Consider the following 14494-nt stretch of genomic DNA (forward strand, 5'->3'; position numbering starts at 1 on the left):
GACTAAATTCAAAAAATTTAAAAAAACATAGTTGATATCAATTTATAGTATGAACGAACCAGATGCGCTTAGCAAAAAAGTAATAGGAATAATAGGTGGTGGACAATTAGGTAAAATGACTGCTATCGCTGCAACAAAACTTGGACAAAAAACACATGTTTTTGCCAGTGCTAAAGACGATCCGGCTTGCTCTGTTGCTGATGATTTCACAATAGCAGATTTCTCTGATAAGAAAGCTCTTGAATCTTTTGCACAGAGTGTGGATTTAGTTACTATTGAGTCTGAAAATATTCCATGTAGTGCAATTGATATCGATGTAAATTTTTATCCGGGTAAAAAAGCGTTACACATTTCGCAGAACAGACTGAGAGAAAAGGATTTTATTAAAAACTTGGGTATAAAAACTGCTAACTATAAGAGTATACAAAATTATAATGAGCTACTGAAAAGCAGTAGAGCTTTTGGCTATCCAATAAGGCTGAAAACAACAGAAATGGGTTACGATGGAAAAGGACAATATGTGCTTGAGAATGATTCTGAAGTGAAGCAATTTGCTTCCTTTGATTGGAATACAGAGTACATTCTTGAAGCAAGTGTTGATTTACTGAAAGAGGTTTCAATAGTCGTTGCAAGAGATAAAAACTGTAAAGTAGCTTTTTTTCCTATAGCAGAAAATTACCACGTTGATGGAATACTTGATACTTCAACAGTGCCAGCTAAAATAGATAGCAAATTAACTCAAGAGGTACAACGAGCTGCAAAGAAAATAGCAAATGCGCTTGATGTAATAGGAATTCTGGCTATTGAATTTTTTGTTACTAAAGATAACGAATTGTTAGTTAATGAACTAGCTCCCAGACCTCACAATTCTTGCCACTGGAGCTTGGATGCATGTAACGTTAGTCAATTTGAACAGCTAGTTAGGATAATATGCGGGCTACCTATGCAGGAAGTAGTATTACGCTTTCCTTGTATGACGAAAAATATAATAGGTAATGATATATATGATTCTCATAAGTATTTGAGCAACGAAAAAGCTAGTTTAACCATATATGGGAAAAAAGAGGTTAGGGATAAGCGTAAAATGGGACATGTCAATATAGATTTAAGTTAACAGTTTTTCTACGTCATACCGCCAGTTATCTAAGTGGAGAAAGTCACCTCTCCCCACTCGACTTCAAAACCGGACTTGTGACTTTCACCACATCCGGCTTCTCTCTAACTTGGTGTTTGTCATACATACTTCTCCATGTAATTAACATTTCAAAGCTTGGTAAATTTGTTTTTATAGCTTAAATACAGCATTCTCTATATTACTAGGCTCTGTGGACAAAAAATATGAAAAGAGAGAAAAAGATGGTAGTTTAGCCTAATAGGTAAAAAATGGAGAAACTACCATATGCAATATTACATCAAAGAGGAAAATTGGAAACAAATTTTAGAGTTCATAAAAAGCGTAAAAGGAATGCACAGCAAAGATGAAAAACGTTTAAGAATATTCATAGAGGCAGTGTGGTACATAGTGCGAAGTGGTTGCCAATGGAGACTTTTACCAAAAACTTATGGTAATTACAGGAGTATACATAAGCGATTTAAAAGATGGTGTGAAAGAGATGTCTGGAAAAAATTGCTTGAATATACTAAACAAGAGCCTGATTTAGAAGTTGCTATAATCGACGGTACGATCATCCGAGGCCATCCATGTTCATCTGGATATACAAAAAACTCCAAGGATCAAGAAGCTTTAGGGAGGAGCAAAGGTGGCTTTACAACTAAAATACATGCGCTTGTCGATGCACTTGGAAATCCACTTAAATTTACTCTGACTCCTGGTCAAAGAAATGAAATTACGCAGGCACAAGTGTTGACCGAAAGTATCTATAACTCTACTGTAGTAGCTGACAAGGGCTACGATAGCAATGCCTTTGTTACAAGTCTTGAAGACAAGGGATGTACAGTAGTTATTCCGCCAAAACGGAATCGAAAAGTGCAAAGGTATTACGATGAGCATATCTACAAAGAACGTCATTTGATTGAGTGTTTTTTTGGTAAAATTAAAAATTTTAGGCGCATTTTTTCCAGATTTGATAAAACTGCTGAGGTTTTTATGGGTTTTCTCAATTTTGTTGGAGCTCTTGTATGGCTTCTCTAAAATTTTGTCCACAGAGCCTAGGATGCAAGCATGAGATAAAAGCAGGTAACACTAAACCTTATAGTGAATCCCTGCAAACAGAGTTAGATATGGTTACGAGAGGAACCAATGCCTGAATTGTCGTAACGAACGATATGCGAAATAAGGTTGGTTAACGCATAGACCAAAAGGTACGGAGAAAGTGGATAATTAGAACTTGACTGGTCTGATTAAGATGTTTCCCATCTCCCGGCAAAAAGTTGGAACCTAAGTCTAACATGAAACAATTTCATGGAACGGAGTAACATTATAGATGCTCTTATTCTTTAAGCAGGGAGCCACCCGTATGCACCTATAATGAGGGATTGTCTAAGAAGCCAAGGCCTAAAGTAATGTTTAAGATATGCTGACGTGGACACTGTAATTTGGAAGGTAAAGTTGTGAGTAGTGGTTAATATGTTATGAGCCAACATTAAGTGTTAGGTATGAATGAATACGACTTCTCTAGTAATATAGAGAATGCTGTATTTAAGCTATAAAAACAAATTTACCAAGCTTTGAAATGTTAATTACATGGAGAAGTATGTATGACAAACACCAAGTTAGAGAGAAGCCGGATGTGGTGAAAGTCACAAGTCCGGTTTTGAAGTCGAGTGGAGAGAGGTGACTTTCTCCACTTAGATAACTGGATTCATTCGCGGTATAGATTCCGCTAACGAGTAGCGGAATGACGGTTTTTCAAATTGTAGAGCCACTTTAGCTATAACAGCCGTACTATTGAATATCTTTATAATTTTGTATATCATGTTCTTAGTTGATAAGTGAATAATCATGAGCTTCGTCATTGCAACTTTCTATCACTTTGTAGAACTCTCTAATTATTATGACATGAAAGACGAAATAAAAACTGCATGCGACAACGTTGAATTAAAGGGTACTATACTCCTTGCAGAAGAGGGTATTAATGCGACTATATCTGGTGAAAGAAACGCGATTGATAAAATATTCGATTTTCTACGTTCTGATTATAGGCTAAGGGACCTTACATGGAAAGAGAGTGCAGCAGAATATCAACCATTTAGCAAGATGAAGGTAAAATTAAAAAGAGAGATTGTGAATCTTGGTGTAAGCAATCTTGATATTTCCCTTAAGGGTAAATATGTTGATCCAGAGCATTGGGATGATTTTACTTCTCAACCTGACGTTTTAGTAATAGATACACGAAATGAGTATGAAGTGAAGTTAGGCAAGTTTAAGAATGCAATTAATCCACACACACAATGTTTCCGTGAGTTTCCTCAGTGGACAGAGTCATTTTCTGAGAGTAAAGACCTGAAAGTAGCTATGTACTGCACTGGTGGAATTAGATGCGAAAAATCTACAGCATATATGAAAAGCCTTGGATTTAGTGATGTTTACCATCTTAAAGGCGGCATTCTTTCTTACATTGAAAAAACTTATAATAAAAATGGTAATTGGGAAGGTGAGTGTTTTGTTTTTGATGATAGAGTTGCTGTTGATAACTCACTTACTCCAAGCAACACAATAAAATGCATATTCTGCTCAAATCAAGTTTCAACTGATAAACTGAAATCAGTTCCACGTGGCCAGGTGGTTTGTTCTGATTGTAAACTTCAGTGTTATAGCTATAATAAATAAGATCTCTCTACGTCATACCGCCGCGGCGCTAACAAGCAGCGAGATGACGAGGTCTTGAGATAGTCTTATGTTAGCTATAGAATTGGAAAGTTGCACTTCAAAAAGTAGAATGGCAAAAGCCATTCTACAACATTTTTCTAGGCTCTGTGGACAAAAAATATGAAAAGAGAGAAAAAGATGGTAGTTTAGCCTAATAGGTAAAAAATGGAGAAACTACCATATGCAATATTACATCAAAGAGGAAAATTGGAAACAAATTTTAGAGTTCATAAAAAGCGTAAAAGGAATGCACAGCAAAGATGAAAAACGTTTAAGAATATTCATAGAGGCAGTGTGGTACATAGTGCGAAGTGGTTGCCAATGGAGACTTTTACCAAAAACTTATGGTAATTACAGGAGTATACATAAGCGATTTAAAAGATGGTGTGAAAGAGATGTCTGGAAAAAATTGCTTGAATATACTAAACAAGAGCCTGATTTAGAAGTTGCTATAATCGACGGTACGATCATCCGAGGCCATCCATGTTCATCTGGATATACAAAAAACTCCAAGGATCAAGAAGCTTTAGGGAGGAGCAAAGGTGGCTTTACAACTAAAATACATGCGCTTGTCGATGCACTTGGAAATCCACTTAAATTTACTCTGACTCCTGGTCAAAGAAATGAAATTACGCAGGCACAAGTGTTGACCGAAAGTATCTATAACTCTACTGTAGTAGCTGACAAGGGCTACGATAGCAATGCCTTTGTTACAAGTCTTGAAGACAAGGGATGTACAGTAGTTATTCCGCCAAAACGGAATCGAAAAGTGCAAAGGTATTACGATGAGCATATCTACAAAGAACGTCATTTGATTGAGTGTTTTTTTGGTAAAATTAAAAATTTTAGGCGCATTTTTTCCAGATTTGATAAAACTGCTGAGGTTTTTATGGGTTTTCTCAATTTTGTTGGAGCTCTTGTATGGCTTCTCTAAAATTTTGTCCACAGAGCCTAGCAAATTAAATAACCTGAAGTACATCTATTGACTAATACATCAATCCATATTACTTTCCACAAAAAACAGAAGTGGGCGTTGAAAGACAGCTAACCATAACATCAGAAAGGCATCTAGCTGGTGGATTTTTAAGTAAACCTATTATTTTTTTATTTTCAGTAAAAGAAGATGGTTTTCTACCATTATTATCCTTTATATTAGCTTTGGCTCCTACCTTCAGAAGAAATTCAACCATATCAGCATTATTAGTAGAAGTGGCATGGTGTAATGCAGTTCTACCCAGATTATTCTGGATATTAATGTTAGCACCTTTTTCCAAAAGAAGTTTTACTATACTAGTCATACCTCTTAAGGAAGCCATGTGTAATATGGCTTCCTTATTATCGTTTTTAGCATTAACATCAGCACCATCGTTAAGACACCGTAACACCTGATCATAATTATCCTCAATAACCGACTCAATAATTTGTTTATTTCTAAGTAAAGTAATTATTTCCTCATTGTCAGTAAAGAAAAGTGGTGTTCTATCAAAGCTATCTTTCGCATTAGCTTTGGCTCCTGCCTCCAGAAGAAATTTAGTCATATCAGCATTATTAGCAGAAGCAGCATGATGTAATGCAGTTTTACCTAGATTACCCCGGGTATTGATTTTAGCACCTTTCTTTAAAAGAATTTCTGCTGTAGCACGGTGACCATAATAAGAAGCATAGTGTAATGCAGTTTCATCTTGATTATCCCGGGCATCGATTTTAGCACCTCTCTCTAAAAGAAGTTTTACTACACTAGCCACACCTTTGAAGGAAGCAATGTGTAATGGGGTTTGACTACTATCGTTTTGAGCATTAATATTAACACCACCATTAAGACATTGTAACACCTGATAGTAATCACCACACTCAATAAATCGCATTAACTTTAGAAAGCTTACTGCCTCATTAATACTTCTTTTTTCATTATCCAGTAACTCATAATAATATTCATTGAAGTATTCCCATAACTTATCCTCTATTGCTCGTCTTATTTCCTCATCTAGATAAAGAGCTTTTACAGGCCTTTTGGTACATGGGTCTGTTGCGTTATCCCCTTCTTTTTCCCACCACTTAAAAATCTCATGGTACTCAAACACATTTTGCGACTTTGAATCATCATCATATATTATTCTAACAGGCTCTAATATTAGTTCTCCTGTTATCGGGCAAAGCAGACCACTTTCCTCAAAGCAATTATTACCTTTTTCAACCGCCTTCTCAATATACTTGCCTATTAAACGCTCATAGTCTGCTAATTCATAATTTTTACTATATTTCTCAAAAATTGTGTATAAATCATAATTATTTAACATAATTTTATTCCGTAAATTATAAAAAGGCTAATGTATGTACTAAAAATAGAACTTACAAGTGTTTTTTTCAATTATAAGATACAATACCTCAACTTATTTTATTTATAAAAAAGTTATAAATATATACCTTTTAAGTATTTACTTCTTGCCCTTAATCAACTCTAAAGCCTTCTTCAAATCTATGCTTTCAATATCTGCACTCTTGCCCAAAGCAACGTTTGTTTTACCGCATTTTATATAGAATCCGTACCTACCGTTGCAGATAAAAACTTCTTTTCCCTTTTCATTAACCCCGAGAGATTTTAACTCTTTGCGTGGACTGTTTGCAATAATTTGTACAGCTTCGCTCAATTCTGTATTCAGCACCTCTTTGGAGCTTTTCTTAAGAGAAAAGTATTTACCATCATAGAAAATATAGTATCCAAATCGTCCAAGGCCTATTTTTACTTCCTTTCCGGTTTCTGGGTGTCCTCCAATTACTTTTGGCAAGGAAAGTAACTGAGTAGCGGTATTCAGATCAATCTCATTAACATTTATATCTTTTGGTATAGAAACCGCTTTTTTCTTTTCTGACTCATTATTAAACTGCAGGTAAAGCCCAAAAGGACCTTTTTTAATTACTACCTCTTGTCCTGTTATATCATCTACACCTAAACTTTTTGGATATTCTGAATTGTCGTTACTACCTGTAATTTCTTTTGTATGGTTGCATTCAGGATAGTTAGAACATCCAAGGAACACCCCGGCTTTTCCAAAGTTCAATTTCAATATGCCACCTAAGCAGTCAGGGCATTTCGTGTTCACCTCTTTTCTTCCTTCTTCTGAACAAAACCAATCGACTACCAAATTGTGAATGCCGCTGAAAACTTCATCATGCGTCATTTGCTTGACAGAGTTTACATGACCAAAAAATGGCACCCAGAAGTGGCCTAATTCTTTTTTCCAATCTGCATGTCCATTTGAGATTAAATCAAGCTTTTCTTCCATTTGTGCTGTGAAATCACACTCTACACAACGCTGAAAAAAGGTTTCTAAAAATATAGTAACGATTTTACCACGACTGCTTGGAATAAACCTTTTGCTATCCAATGAAACGTACTCACGATCTTGTAATACCGAAATAATTGTTGCATAAGTTGATGGGCGGCCTATACCGATTTCTTCCATTTTTTTAACGATACTTGCTTCACTATAACGAGGTGGCGGTTGAGTGAAATGCTGTTTTGGCTCAACTGAAATCAGCTTACATGCTTCCCCTTCCTTCATGGCAGGTAGCAGGCCTTCATTTTCGGCTTCTATGTTATCTTGGTAGACTCTATAAAAACCATCAAAGAATATACTTGATCCACTTGCTCGCAGAATTACTTTCTGATCAGTAGAACTAATTTCAACTACCACTTGATCAAGGATCGCTGATTCCATCTGACTTGCAATGGTTCTTTTCCAGATTAAATCGTACAACTTAAATTGCTCTGGCGTTAAGTAATCCTTAATACTACCCGGCGTTCTATTGATATCAGTTGGACGAATTGCTTCATGTGCTTCTTGAGCATTTTTGACCTTTTTTACATATTTACGAGGAGACTGCGGTAAATATTTATCACCATATAATGACTTAATTGACCCTCTAATTGAGTTTATAGCCTCATCTGCAATATGAAACCCATCTGTACGCATATAAGTTATCAACCCTACAGTTTCACCACCAATATCGATACCTTCATATAAATTTTGCGCTATGCGCATAACACTTTTCACATTAAAATACAGTTTATTCACTGCATCTTGCTGAAGACTTGAAGTAATAAACGGAGGAAGTGGGTTTCTCTTAACTTGCTTGCGTTCTACTGTGCTTACAGCATATTGCCTTGACTCAATCTCCCTGACTAAGTTCTTTGCTTCTTCTTCATTCTTAATATCAAATTTTTCTAGCTTTTTATTGTCATAGTGGCTTAGCATAGCAAAAAAAGCCTCATCTTTGCTATTTTGCATTTCTGCCTTTATGCTCCAATACTCCTGTGTTATAAATTTACTAATTTCATCTTCTCGTTCGCATATAATCTTTAATGCAACAGACTGCACGCGTCCTGCAGACTTGCTCCCCGACAATTTTGTCCACAGCAGTGGTGACAAATTAAACCCAACTAGATAATCCAAAGCTCTACGTGCTTGTTGTGCACGCACTAAATCCATATTTATTTCACGTGGATTCTTTATTGCTTCTTGAACTGCTCTTTTCGTTATCTCATTAAAGACTACTCTATAAATGTTGCTTTTATCATTGATTGCTTTCTTTTCTTTTAATGTCTCTATCACATGCCAAGCCATTGCTTCCCCTTCTCTGTCTGGGTCTGTTGCAAGATATATATCTGATGCTTTACTTGCTGCTTTTACTAGCTCTTTTATATACTTTTCTGCTTTTTCAATGGTTTCATACTTTATAGCAAAATCATTATCCGGATCGACAGAACCGTTTTTTGCTGGAAGATCCCTCACATGTCCAAAGGATGCAGCTACTTTGAACTCTTTACTCAAATATTTACCTATTGTCTTTGCTTTCGCAGGTGATTCAACTATTAATAACGCCATACTGTTAATTATTTTAGTACTTAAAGATAATATGTCGAGAAATATACAATGAAAAGTAAAAAAATATTTTAATAGGTCTTGTGAATTTTACAAAGTAGGTTCTTGACCCTCTTTAGAAAACCCTTGGACGTTGATATTTTCAAGCGACTTTGAAGGCTCATTACAATAGTATAGATCGCAGCAGCAACCAGACAACAAGCTCCAACCACTATTCCCACCGCTAACATTTCTAAGTGAACTGCAATAGCTACTCCTAAAGCAACTCCAGCCACTGCCAGTACAGAGGCAGTTACAATAGGCAGTTTGCTCCTCTTTTCATTTTGTGGACTTGGTCGTATATTATTGTTCTGGATGTCATTTTCTTGATCTGAAACTAGTATTTTAGTACTGCCACCTTCAGAAACTTTACCATGCTCACTATCACTTGCACTTATGTGTTCAATAGTGCCGGTTGTTTCACTTACAGGCTGAGAAACTTGCTCATCAACACTGGAAGAACAAGCTTGATCAATTGTTTGATGTTTTGAGCTGCTATTGCTTTCGTTTATTATTTTATTCTTTATGACTCCTGCAAATGCATATAGCTTCAACCTAGGAACATGCCTCTCTTCAAAATCTACAAAGTCGGTAAGATGCTTCTTTATATTCCTAGGCTCTGTGGACAAAATTTTAGAGAAGCCATACAAGAGCTCCAACAAAATTGAGAAAACCCATAAAAACCTCAGCAGTTTTATCAAATCTGGAAAAAATGCGCCTAAAATTTTTAATTTTACCAAAAAAACACTCAATCAAATGACGTTCTTTGTAGATATGCTCATCGTAATACCTTTGCACTTTTCGATTCCGTTTTGGCGGAATAACTACTGTACATCCCTTGTCTTCAAGACTTGTAACAAAGGCATTGCTATCGTAGCCCTTGTCAGCTACTACAGTAGAGTTATAGATACTTTCGGTCAACACTTGTGCCTGCGTAATTTCATTTCTTTGACCAGGAGTCAGAGTAAATTTAAGTGGATTTCCAAGTGCATCGACAAGCGCATGTATTTTAGTTGTAAAGCCACCTTTGCTCCTCCCTAAAGCTTCTTGATCCTTGGAGTTTTTTGTATATCCAGATGAACATGGATGGCCTCGGATGATCGTACCGTCGATTATAGCAACTTCTAAATCAGGCTCTTGTTTAGTATATTCAAGCAATTTTTTCCAGACATCTCTTTCACACCATCTTTTAAATCGCTTATGTATACTCCTGTAATTACCATAAGTTTTTGGTAAAAGTCTCCATTGGCAACCACTTCGCACTATGTACCACACTGCCTCTATGAATATTCTTAAACGTTTTTCATCTTTGCTGTGCATTCCTTTTACGCTTTTTATGAACTCTAAAATTTGTTTCCAATTTTCCTCTTTGATGTAATATTGCATATGGTAGTTTCTCCATTTTTTACCTATTAGGCTAAACTACCATCTTTTTCTCTCTTTTCATATTTTTTGTCCACAGAGCCTAGGAAAAACATTCCTCTATTCACATCTTTTCGTCATGCTGTTGATTCTGCTTTTCTATGAACTTTCCGGACTATTATGAAAAGAGCTATAATTTGTAGGCAATTTGTGTGGCAGGTGGTGTCATTCCAGTGCTTGACACTGGAATCCAGTTTTTCACGCAACCCCATCAAAAACGTAGTGTTTTAATATAAATGAGATTAGCTACTTTTATATTCACCAACCTAGCTGGATCCCAGTGTCAAGCACTGGGATGACAAGAGAGAAGGTATAGGAAAGACAGGAAGAAGATATTGGATGATAAGAGAGCAGTTTGCTATTTTTTGCTATCGCTTTTTTTATCATTATTACTAACCACAGTAATGGCATACGCACATAACTCTGAGAAAGAGACTCCATTTTCTTGAGATAGTTTATATAATTTTTGTAGACTTTCTTTTACTTTATTAGGAATATTCCCTCCACGTTCTTTTACAAGCCAGGAATCTTGATGATGAATTGGATGAGCATCACTTTTTGGATTTCCTATGTATATTGCAAAAGGTGAACTTTGTCCTTTGAAGTCACATTGTACAGTAAATTTTTTTATAGATTCGGCCATTTAAAGACCTCTACTTTTCTTTTTGGTCGATTTTATAGCAGGTGGAAGAGGTGGTTTCTTTATAAAATCTTGTCTATTGACAACACTTTCTCTACCTTCCAAAGCTCGGCGAACATCAGCTCTGCTTAATTGCGACTCTTTTGCTACCTTCATTCCATGCTTTGCCATAATATTAGCATATGCTAGTACTTTTTTTACCAATGCTAGATCACCATCTAGCATTTGAACTAGCACTTGAAACACTTCCGCTAAAGTTAGCCCATCAGCATTTATAACCTTGTTTTCTATAAAATTGACAGCTTCTTCAAATTTGTATTCAATACTATCATTTTGAGGTATAAGGGCAACATAATCGGTGTTTTTGTCGTCCATAACTGAAGCACTATTACTCACAAACTTAAGTTTATACTATATATATAAATACTCTACTATTTTATATTATGGCACGCTATAGTTAAACATTTATTAATAACATGCTCACTTATATACACGAATTAATTGACAAAAGTCAAGGATCAATATCCATCAGTGATTTCATGAATGCCGTTTTGTACCATGAAAAATACGGCTATTATACAAGTAAATTACCGCTTGGTAAGGATGGTGATTTTACTACCGCACCTGAGATCAGCCAATTATTTGGTGAAGTAATTGCAGTTTGGATAATGCATACATGGGAAAAATTAGGAAAGCCATCAAAATTTTCTCTAGTTGAACTTGGGCCAGGCAAAGGAACACTCATTCACGATATAATAAGAGTCACTAAAAAATACAGCAGCTTTTTTAATTCAATGTTGATCCACTTAGTTGAAATAAGCCCTACTTTACGGAAGATACAAAAGGAAAAATTAAAAAGCTTAGATGTTAATTGGCACAAAAATATTGACAACCTACCAGAACAACCAACCATTTTTTTAGCAAATGAGTTCTTTGACGCTCTTCCGATAGATCAGTTTGTATATCATGATGAGGGGTGGTATGAAAATATGGTGACAAAACAAGATGATGGCAGTCTCTTGGTGTCATGCCAGTGCGTGACACTGGAATCCAGAAAAAAAGAATCATGGATTCCAGTGTCAGCTACTCAGATGACAAATGGAAAATTTTTTAATGGTGCAGTGGTGGAAATATGTTCAGTTGGGGTTGAAATATTAAAAAAACTTGAGAAGAAGATATATAATAATAAAGGAGCTGCTTTGATTGTAGATTACGGTTATGTGTACCCCGCATATAAGAGCACTCTGCAATCGATAAAACAACATAAGTATGCTAATTTTCTTGAGAATGTTGGTAATAGTGATATTACCGCACTTGTAAACTTTCAAGCATTAAAAGATTCATTAAAACACGTAGATTGCGATATTTTAACTCAAAGAGAATTTTTATATCTTTTTGGCATAAAAGAAAGAACCCTGGCTTTAATGAAAAGCGCAAGTGATGAACAAAAGAATAGGATCTTTAGTGAATTCTTAAGGTTGACTGAAAATATGGGCACTCTTTTTAAAGCAATGCTATTGATATAGGGAGAGTAGACCGGCGGACCTTCCCCGCCAGCCTCTCGCAGAACTGTGCATGAAGTAGAGTGGGCAGCCAGCGAGTTACTTGTTAAGTACTTTTCCAACAACCCCTCTCCGAACCACGCATGATCGTTTCCGTATCACGTGGCTCTCCAATAATCTAACGTTTTAAGGAGTCACCATCATATTTTCCATATTGGATTTTCTTATGGCATTCATAACAAACAACAAGAGTTTTCCTCTGTCGTTCAATCATTCTCTTTTTCCATTCCGGTAGTTCAGTATTACGTTTACCTAGGCTCTGTGGACAAAATTTTAGAGAAGCCATACAAGAGCTCCAACAAAATTGAGAAAACCCATAAAAACCTCAGCAGTTTTATCAAATCTGGAAAAAATGCGCCTAAAATTTTTAATTTTACCAAAAAAACACTCAATCAAATGACGTTCTTTGTAGATATGCTCATCGTAATACCTTTGCACTTTTCGATTCCGTTTTGGCGGAATAACTACTGTACATCCCTTGTCTTCAAGACTTGTAACAAAGGCATTGCTATCGTAGCCCTTGTCAGCTACTACAGTAGAGTTATAGATACTTTCGGTCAACACTTGTGCCTGCGTAATTTCATTTCTTTGACCAGGAGTCAGAGTAAATTTAAGTGGATTTCCAAGTGCATCGACAAGCGCATGTATTTTAGTTGTAAAGCCACCTTTGCTCCTCCCTAAAGCTTCTTGATCCTTGGAGTTTTTTGTATATCCAGATGAACATGGATGGCCTCGGATGATCGTACCGTCGATTATAGCAACTTCTAAATCAGGCTCTTGTTTAGTATATTCAAGCAATTTTTTCCAGACATCTCTTTCACACCATCTTTTAAATCGCTTATGTATATTCCTGTAATTACCATAAGTTTTTGGTAAAAGTCTCCATTGGCAACCACTTCGCACTATGTACCACACTGCCTCTATGAATATTCTTAAACGTTTTTCATCTTTGCTGTGCATTCCTTTTACGCTTTTTATGAACTCTAAAATTTGTTTCCAATTTTCCTCTTTGATGTAATATTGCATATGGTAGTTTCTCCATTTTTTACCTATTAGGCTAAACTACCATCTTTTTCTCTCTTTTCATATTTTTTGTCCACAGAGCCTAGGACAAGACGAATGGGAGCAAATTACTTGTTGCAAGGTTTAACAGTATGTCAGCTTTGTCATTATGGATATCATGGTATTAGCACTTGCTCTAGCGCTCGTCGAACATATTATCGTTGTACTGGTACGGAGCGAGGTCACTTTGGTGGCAATAAAATGTGTAATAATAGAATGATTCGTACAGATGTATTAGACGTGGCTGTATAGGAAGAGGTAAAATACCTATTGAAAAATCCTACTCGGATATTAGAAGAATACAAGCGTAGACTTTCAGAGATTAAAAAATCACCATTAGATCAAAAAAGTGACTTTCTTGAGAAAAAAGAAGATCAATTAAACTGTGGCATTGCAAGGCTTATTGATGGCTATACTCAAGGATACATCAATGAAGAAGAGTTTAAACCAAGAATTAAAGCAATGAAACAAACCTTACAAATGATCGGAGAGCAAAAGAAAAAGATATTTGATCAAAAAAGACTTGAACAAGACTTAACTCTAGTGGTGACTACTTTAGAAGAGTTTTCTTCTAGCGTTAACTCAAGTCTTGATAACGCAGATTGGCTAACTAGACGTGATATCATTAGAACATTAGTTAAGCGAATTGAGATTAACCATGAAGACGTGCATATCGTGTTTCGAGTGAAAGAGCTGCCAGACTCTTTCACACACAGTGGAAAAGCGGACCAAAGTTTATTGCAACATTGTTGCAGGAGTCAACGCGAGCTCTACGTCATACCGCGATTTATTCGCGGTATCTCAAAGCATAGATCCCGCTAACAAGCAGCGGGATGACGGTTGTCGTTTAGCCATAACCATTAAGAAATTTACCAAACAAAAAAAAGGCAAAAGAAACCCTAGGGTAGCTAGTTATTCACTATCCATTTTTTAAGTTGGCGTTTTTTAATGTTTTAAATAGCGTATTTCAGCTTGTGTAGCTAGAAATTTGATAAAGACATAAGGTGCACATAGTGCAAAAAATTAAACATGAAACACCAGATACGTTGAGTTTTTT

Annotated in this window: 16 protein-coding genes; 8 read left to right on the top strand and 8 right to left on the bottom strand. The window is 36.0% G+C overall.

Going from position 1 to position 14494, the window contains the following annotated elements:
• Positions 1-49: 49 nt before the first annotated feature.
• The 5 genes from OOK85_RS00560 (at position 50) to OOK85_RS00580 (ending at position 4763) form a co-directional block, all read left to right on the top strand.
• Positions 50-1114: a 5-(carboxyamino)imidazole ribonucleotide synthase gene (locus OOK85_RS00560; RefSeq protein WP_006279559.1), complete on the top strand. Its 1065-nt coding sequence runs from the start codon at positions 50-52 to the stop codon at positions 1112-1114.
• A gap of 285 nt (positions 1115-1399) precedes the next feature.
• Positions 1400-2152, top strand: coding sequence for an IS5 family transposase (locus tag OOK85_RS00565; protein WP_264702164.1), 753 nt, complete (start codon positions 1400-1402; stop codon positions 2150-2152).
• Positions 2140-2268 (top strand): hypothetical protein, encoded by a 129-nt coding sequence (locus OOK85_RS00570; RefSeq protein WP_264702676.1) that lies wholly within the window; start codon positions 2140-2142, stop codon positions 2266-2268. Before OOK85_RS00565 ends, OOK85_RS00570 begins: the two co-directional genes overlap by 13 nt.
• A gap of 694 nt (positions 2269-2962) precedes the next feature.
• Entirely contained in the window at positions 2963-3790 is an 828-nt protein-coding gene (gene trhO / locus OOK85_RS00575) for an oxygen-dependent tRNA uridine(34) hydroxylase TrhO (RefSeq protein ID WP_264703361.1), read from the top strand.
• Positions 3791-4010: 220 nt separating this feature from the next.
• Complete coding sequence (locus OOK85_RS00580) at positions 4011-4763, top strand: IS5 family transposase (protein ID WP_264702164.1); 753 nt, start codon at positions 4011-4013, stop codon at positions 4761-4763.
• Positions 4764-4833: 70 nt separating this feature from the next.
• On the opposite strand, the gene OOK85_RS00585 is transcribed toward OOK85_RS00580, so the two are convergent.
• From OOK85_RS00585 to OOK85_RS00610, 6 genes are all read right to left on the bottom strand, one after another.
• On the bottom strand, positions 4834-6126 hold the full coding sequence (locus tag OOK85_RS00585) for an ankyrin repeat domain-containing protein (protein ID WP_264703363.1): 1293 nt from the start codon (positions 6124-6126) through the stop codon (positions 4834-4836).
• A 138-nt stretch (positions 6127-6264) separates the two neighbouring features.
• Positions 6265-8715 (bottom strand): type I DNA topoisomerase, encoded by a 2451-nt coding sequence (topA, locus tag OOK85_RS00590; protein ID WP_264703365.1) that lies wholly within the window; start codon positions 8713-8715, stop codon positions 6265-6267.
• A 68-nt stretch (positions 8716-8783) separates the two neighbouring features.
• Positions 8784-9380, bottom strand: a complete 597-nt coding sequence (locus tag OOK85_RS00595) for a TomO hydrophobic C-terminal domain-containing protein (protein ID WP_264703368.1) — start codon at positions 9378-9380, stop codon at positions 8784-8786.
• Between the two features lie 4 nt (positions 9381-9384).
• Complete coding sequence (locus OOK85_RS00600; protein WP_264702164.1) at positions 9385-10137, bottom strand: IS5 family transposase; 753 nt, start codon at positions 10135-10137, stop codon at positions 9385-9387.
• A 394-nt stretch (positions 10138-10531) separates the two neighbouring features.
• A complete protein-coding gene (locus OOK85_RS00605; protein ID WP_064125056.1) occupies positions 10532-10816 on the bottom strand; it encodes a DUF2610 domain-containing protein in 285 nt (94 codons plus the stop codon).
• On the bottom strand, positions 10817-11188 hold the full coding sequence (locus tag OOK85_RS00610) for a hypothetical protein (protein ID WP_406719968.1): 372 nt from the start codon (positions 11186-11188) through the stop codon (positions 10817-10819).
• A 101-nt stretch (positions 11189-11289) separates the two neighbouring features.
• Between OOK85_RS00610 and OOK85_RS00615 the strand changes: the two genes are divergently transcribed.
• A complete protein-coding gene (locus OOK85_RS00615) occupies positions 11290-12339 on the top strand; it encodes a class I SAM-dependent methyltransferase (RefSeq protein WP_264702580.1) in 1050 nt (349 codons plus the stop codon).
• 154 nt (positions 12340-12493) lie between these two features.
• On the opposite strand, the gene OOK85_RS00620 is transcribed toward OOK85_RS00615, so the two are convergent.
• Both OOK85_RS00620 and OOK85_RS00625 read right to left on the bottom strand, forming a co-directional pair.
• A complete protein-coding gene (locus tag OOK85_RS00620; protein ID WP_264702578.1) occupies positions 12494-12661 on the bottom strand; it encodes an HNH endonuclease in 168 nt (55 codons plus the stop codon).
• Positions 12649-13401: an IS5 family transposase gene (locus OOK85_RS00625; RefSeq protein WP_264702253.1), complete on the bottom strand. Its 753-nt coding sequence runs from the start codon at positions 13399-13401 to the stop codon at positions 12649-12651. The genes OOK85_RS00620 and OOK85_RS00625 overlap by 13 nt, the downstream gene beginning before the upstream one ends.
• A gap of 66 nt (positions 13402-13467) precedes the next feature.
• Here OOK85_RS00625 and OOK85_RS00630 point away from each other — a divergent pair, with 66 nt between their 5' ends.
• Together OOK85_RS00630 and OOK85_RS00635 are read left to right on the top strand one after the other, a co-directional pair.
• Positions 13468-13689, top strand: coding sequence for a recombinase zinc ribbon domain-containing protein (locus OOK85_RS00630; RefSeq protein ID WP_264703370.1), 222 nt, complete (start codon positions 13468-13470; stop codon positions 13687-13689).
• A gap of 18 nt (positions 13690-13707) precedes the next feature.
• On the top strand, positions 13708-14259 hold the full coding sequence (locus tag OOK85_RS00635) for a hypothetical protein (protein ID WP_264703372.1): 552 nt from the start codon (positions 13708-13710) through the stop codon (positions 14257-14259).
• The last annotated feature ends 235 nt before the right edge of the window (positions 14260-14494 follow it).

The organism is Wolbachia endosymbiont (group A) of Volucella inflata (assembly GCF_947250665.1).
Lineage (GTDB): Bacteria > Pseudomonadota > Alphaproteobacteria > Rickettsiales > Anaplasmataceae > Wolbachia > Wolbachia pipientis.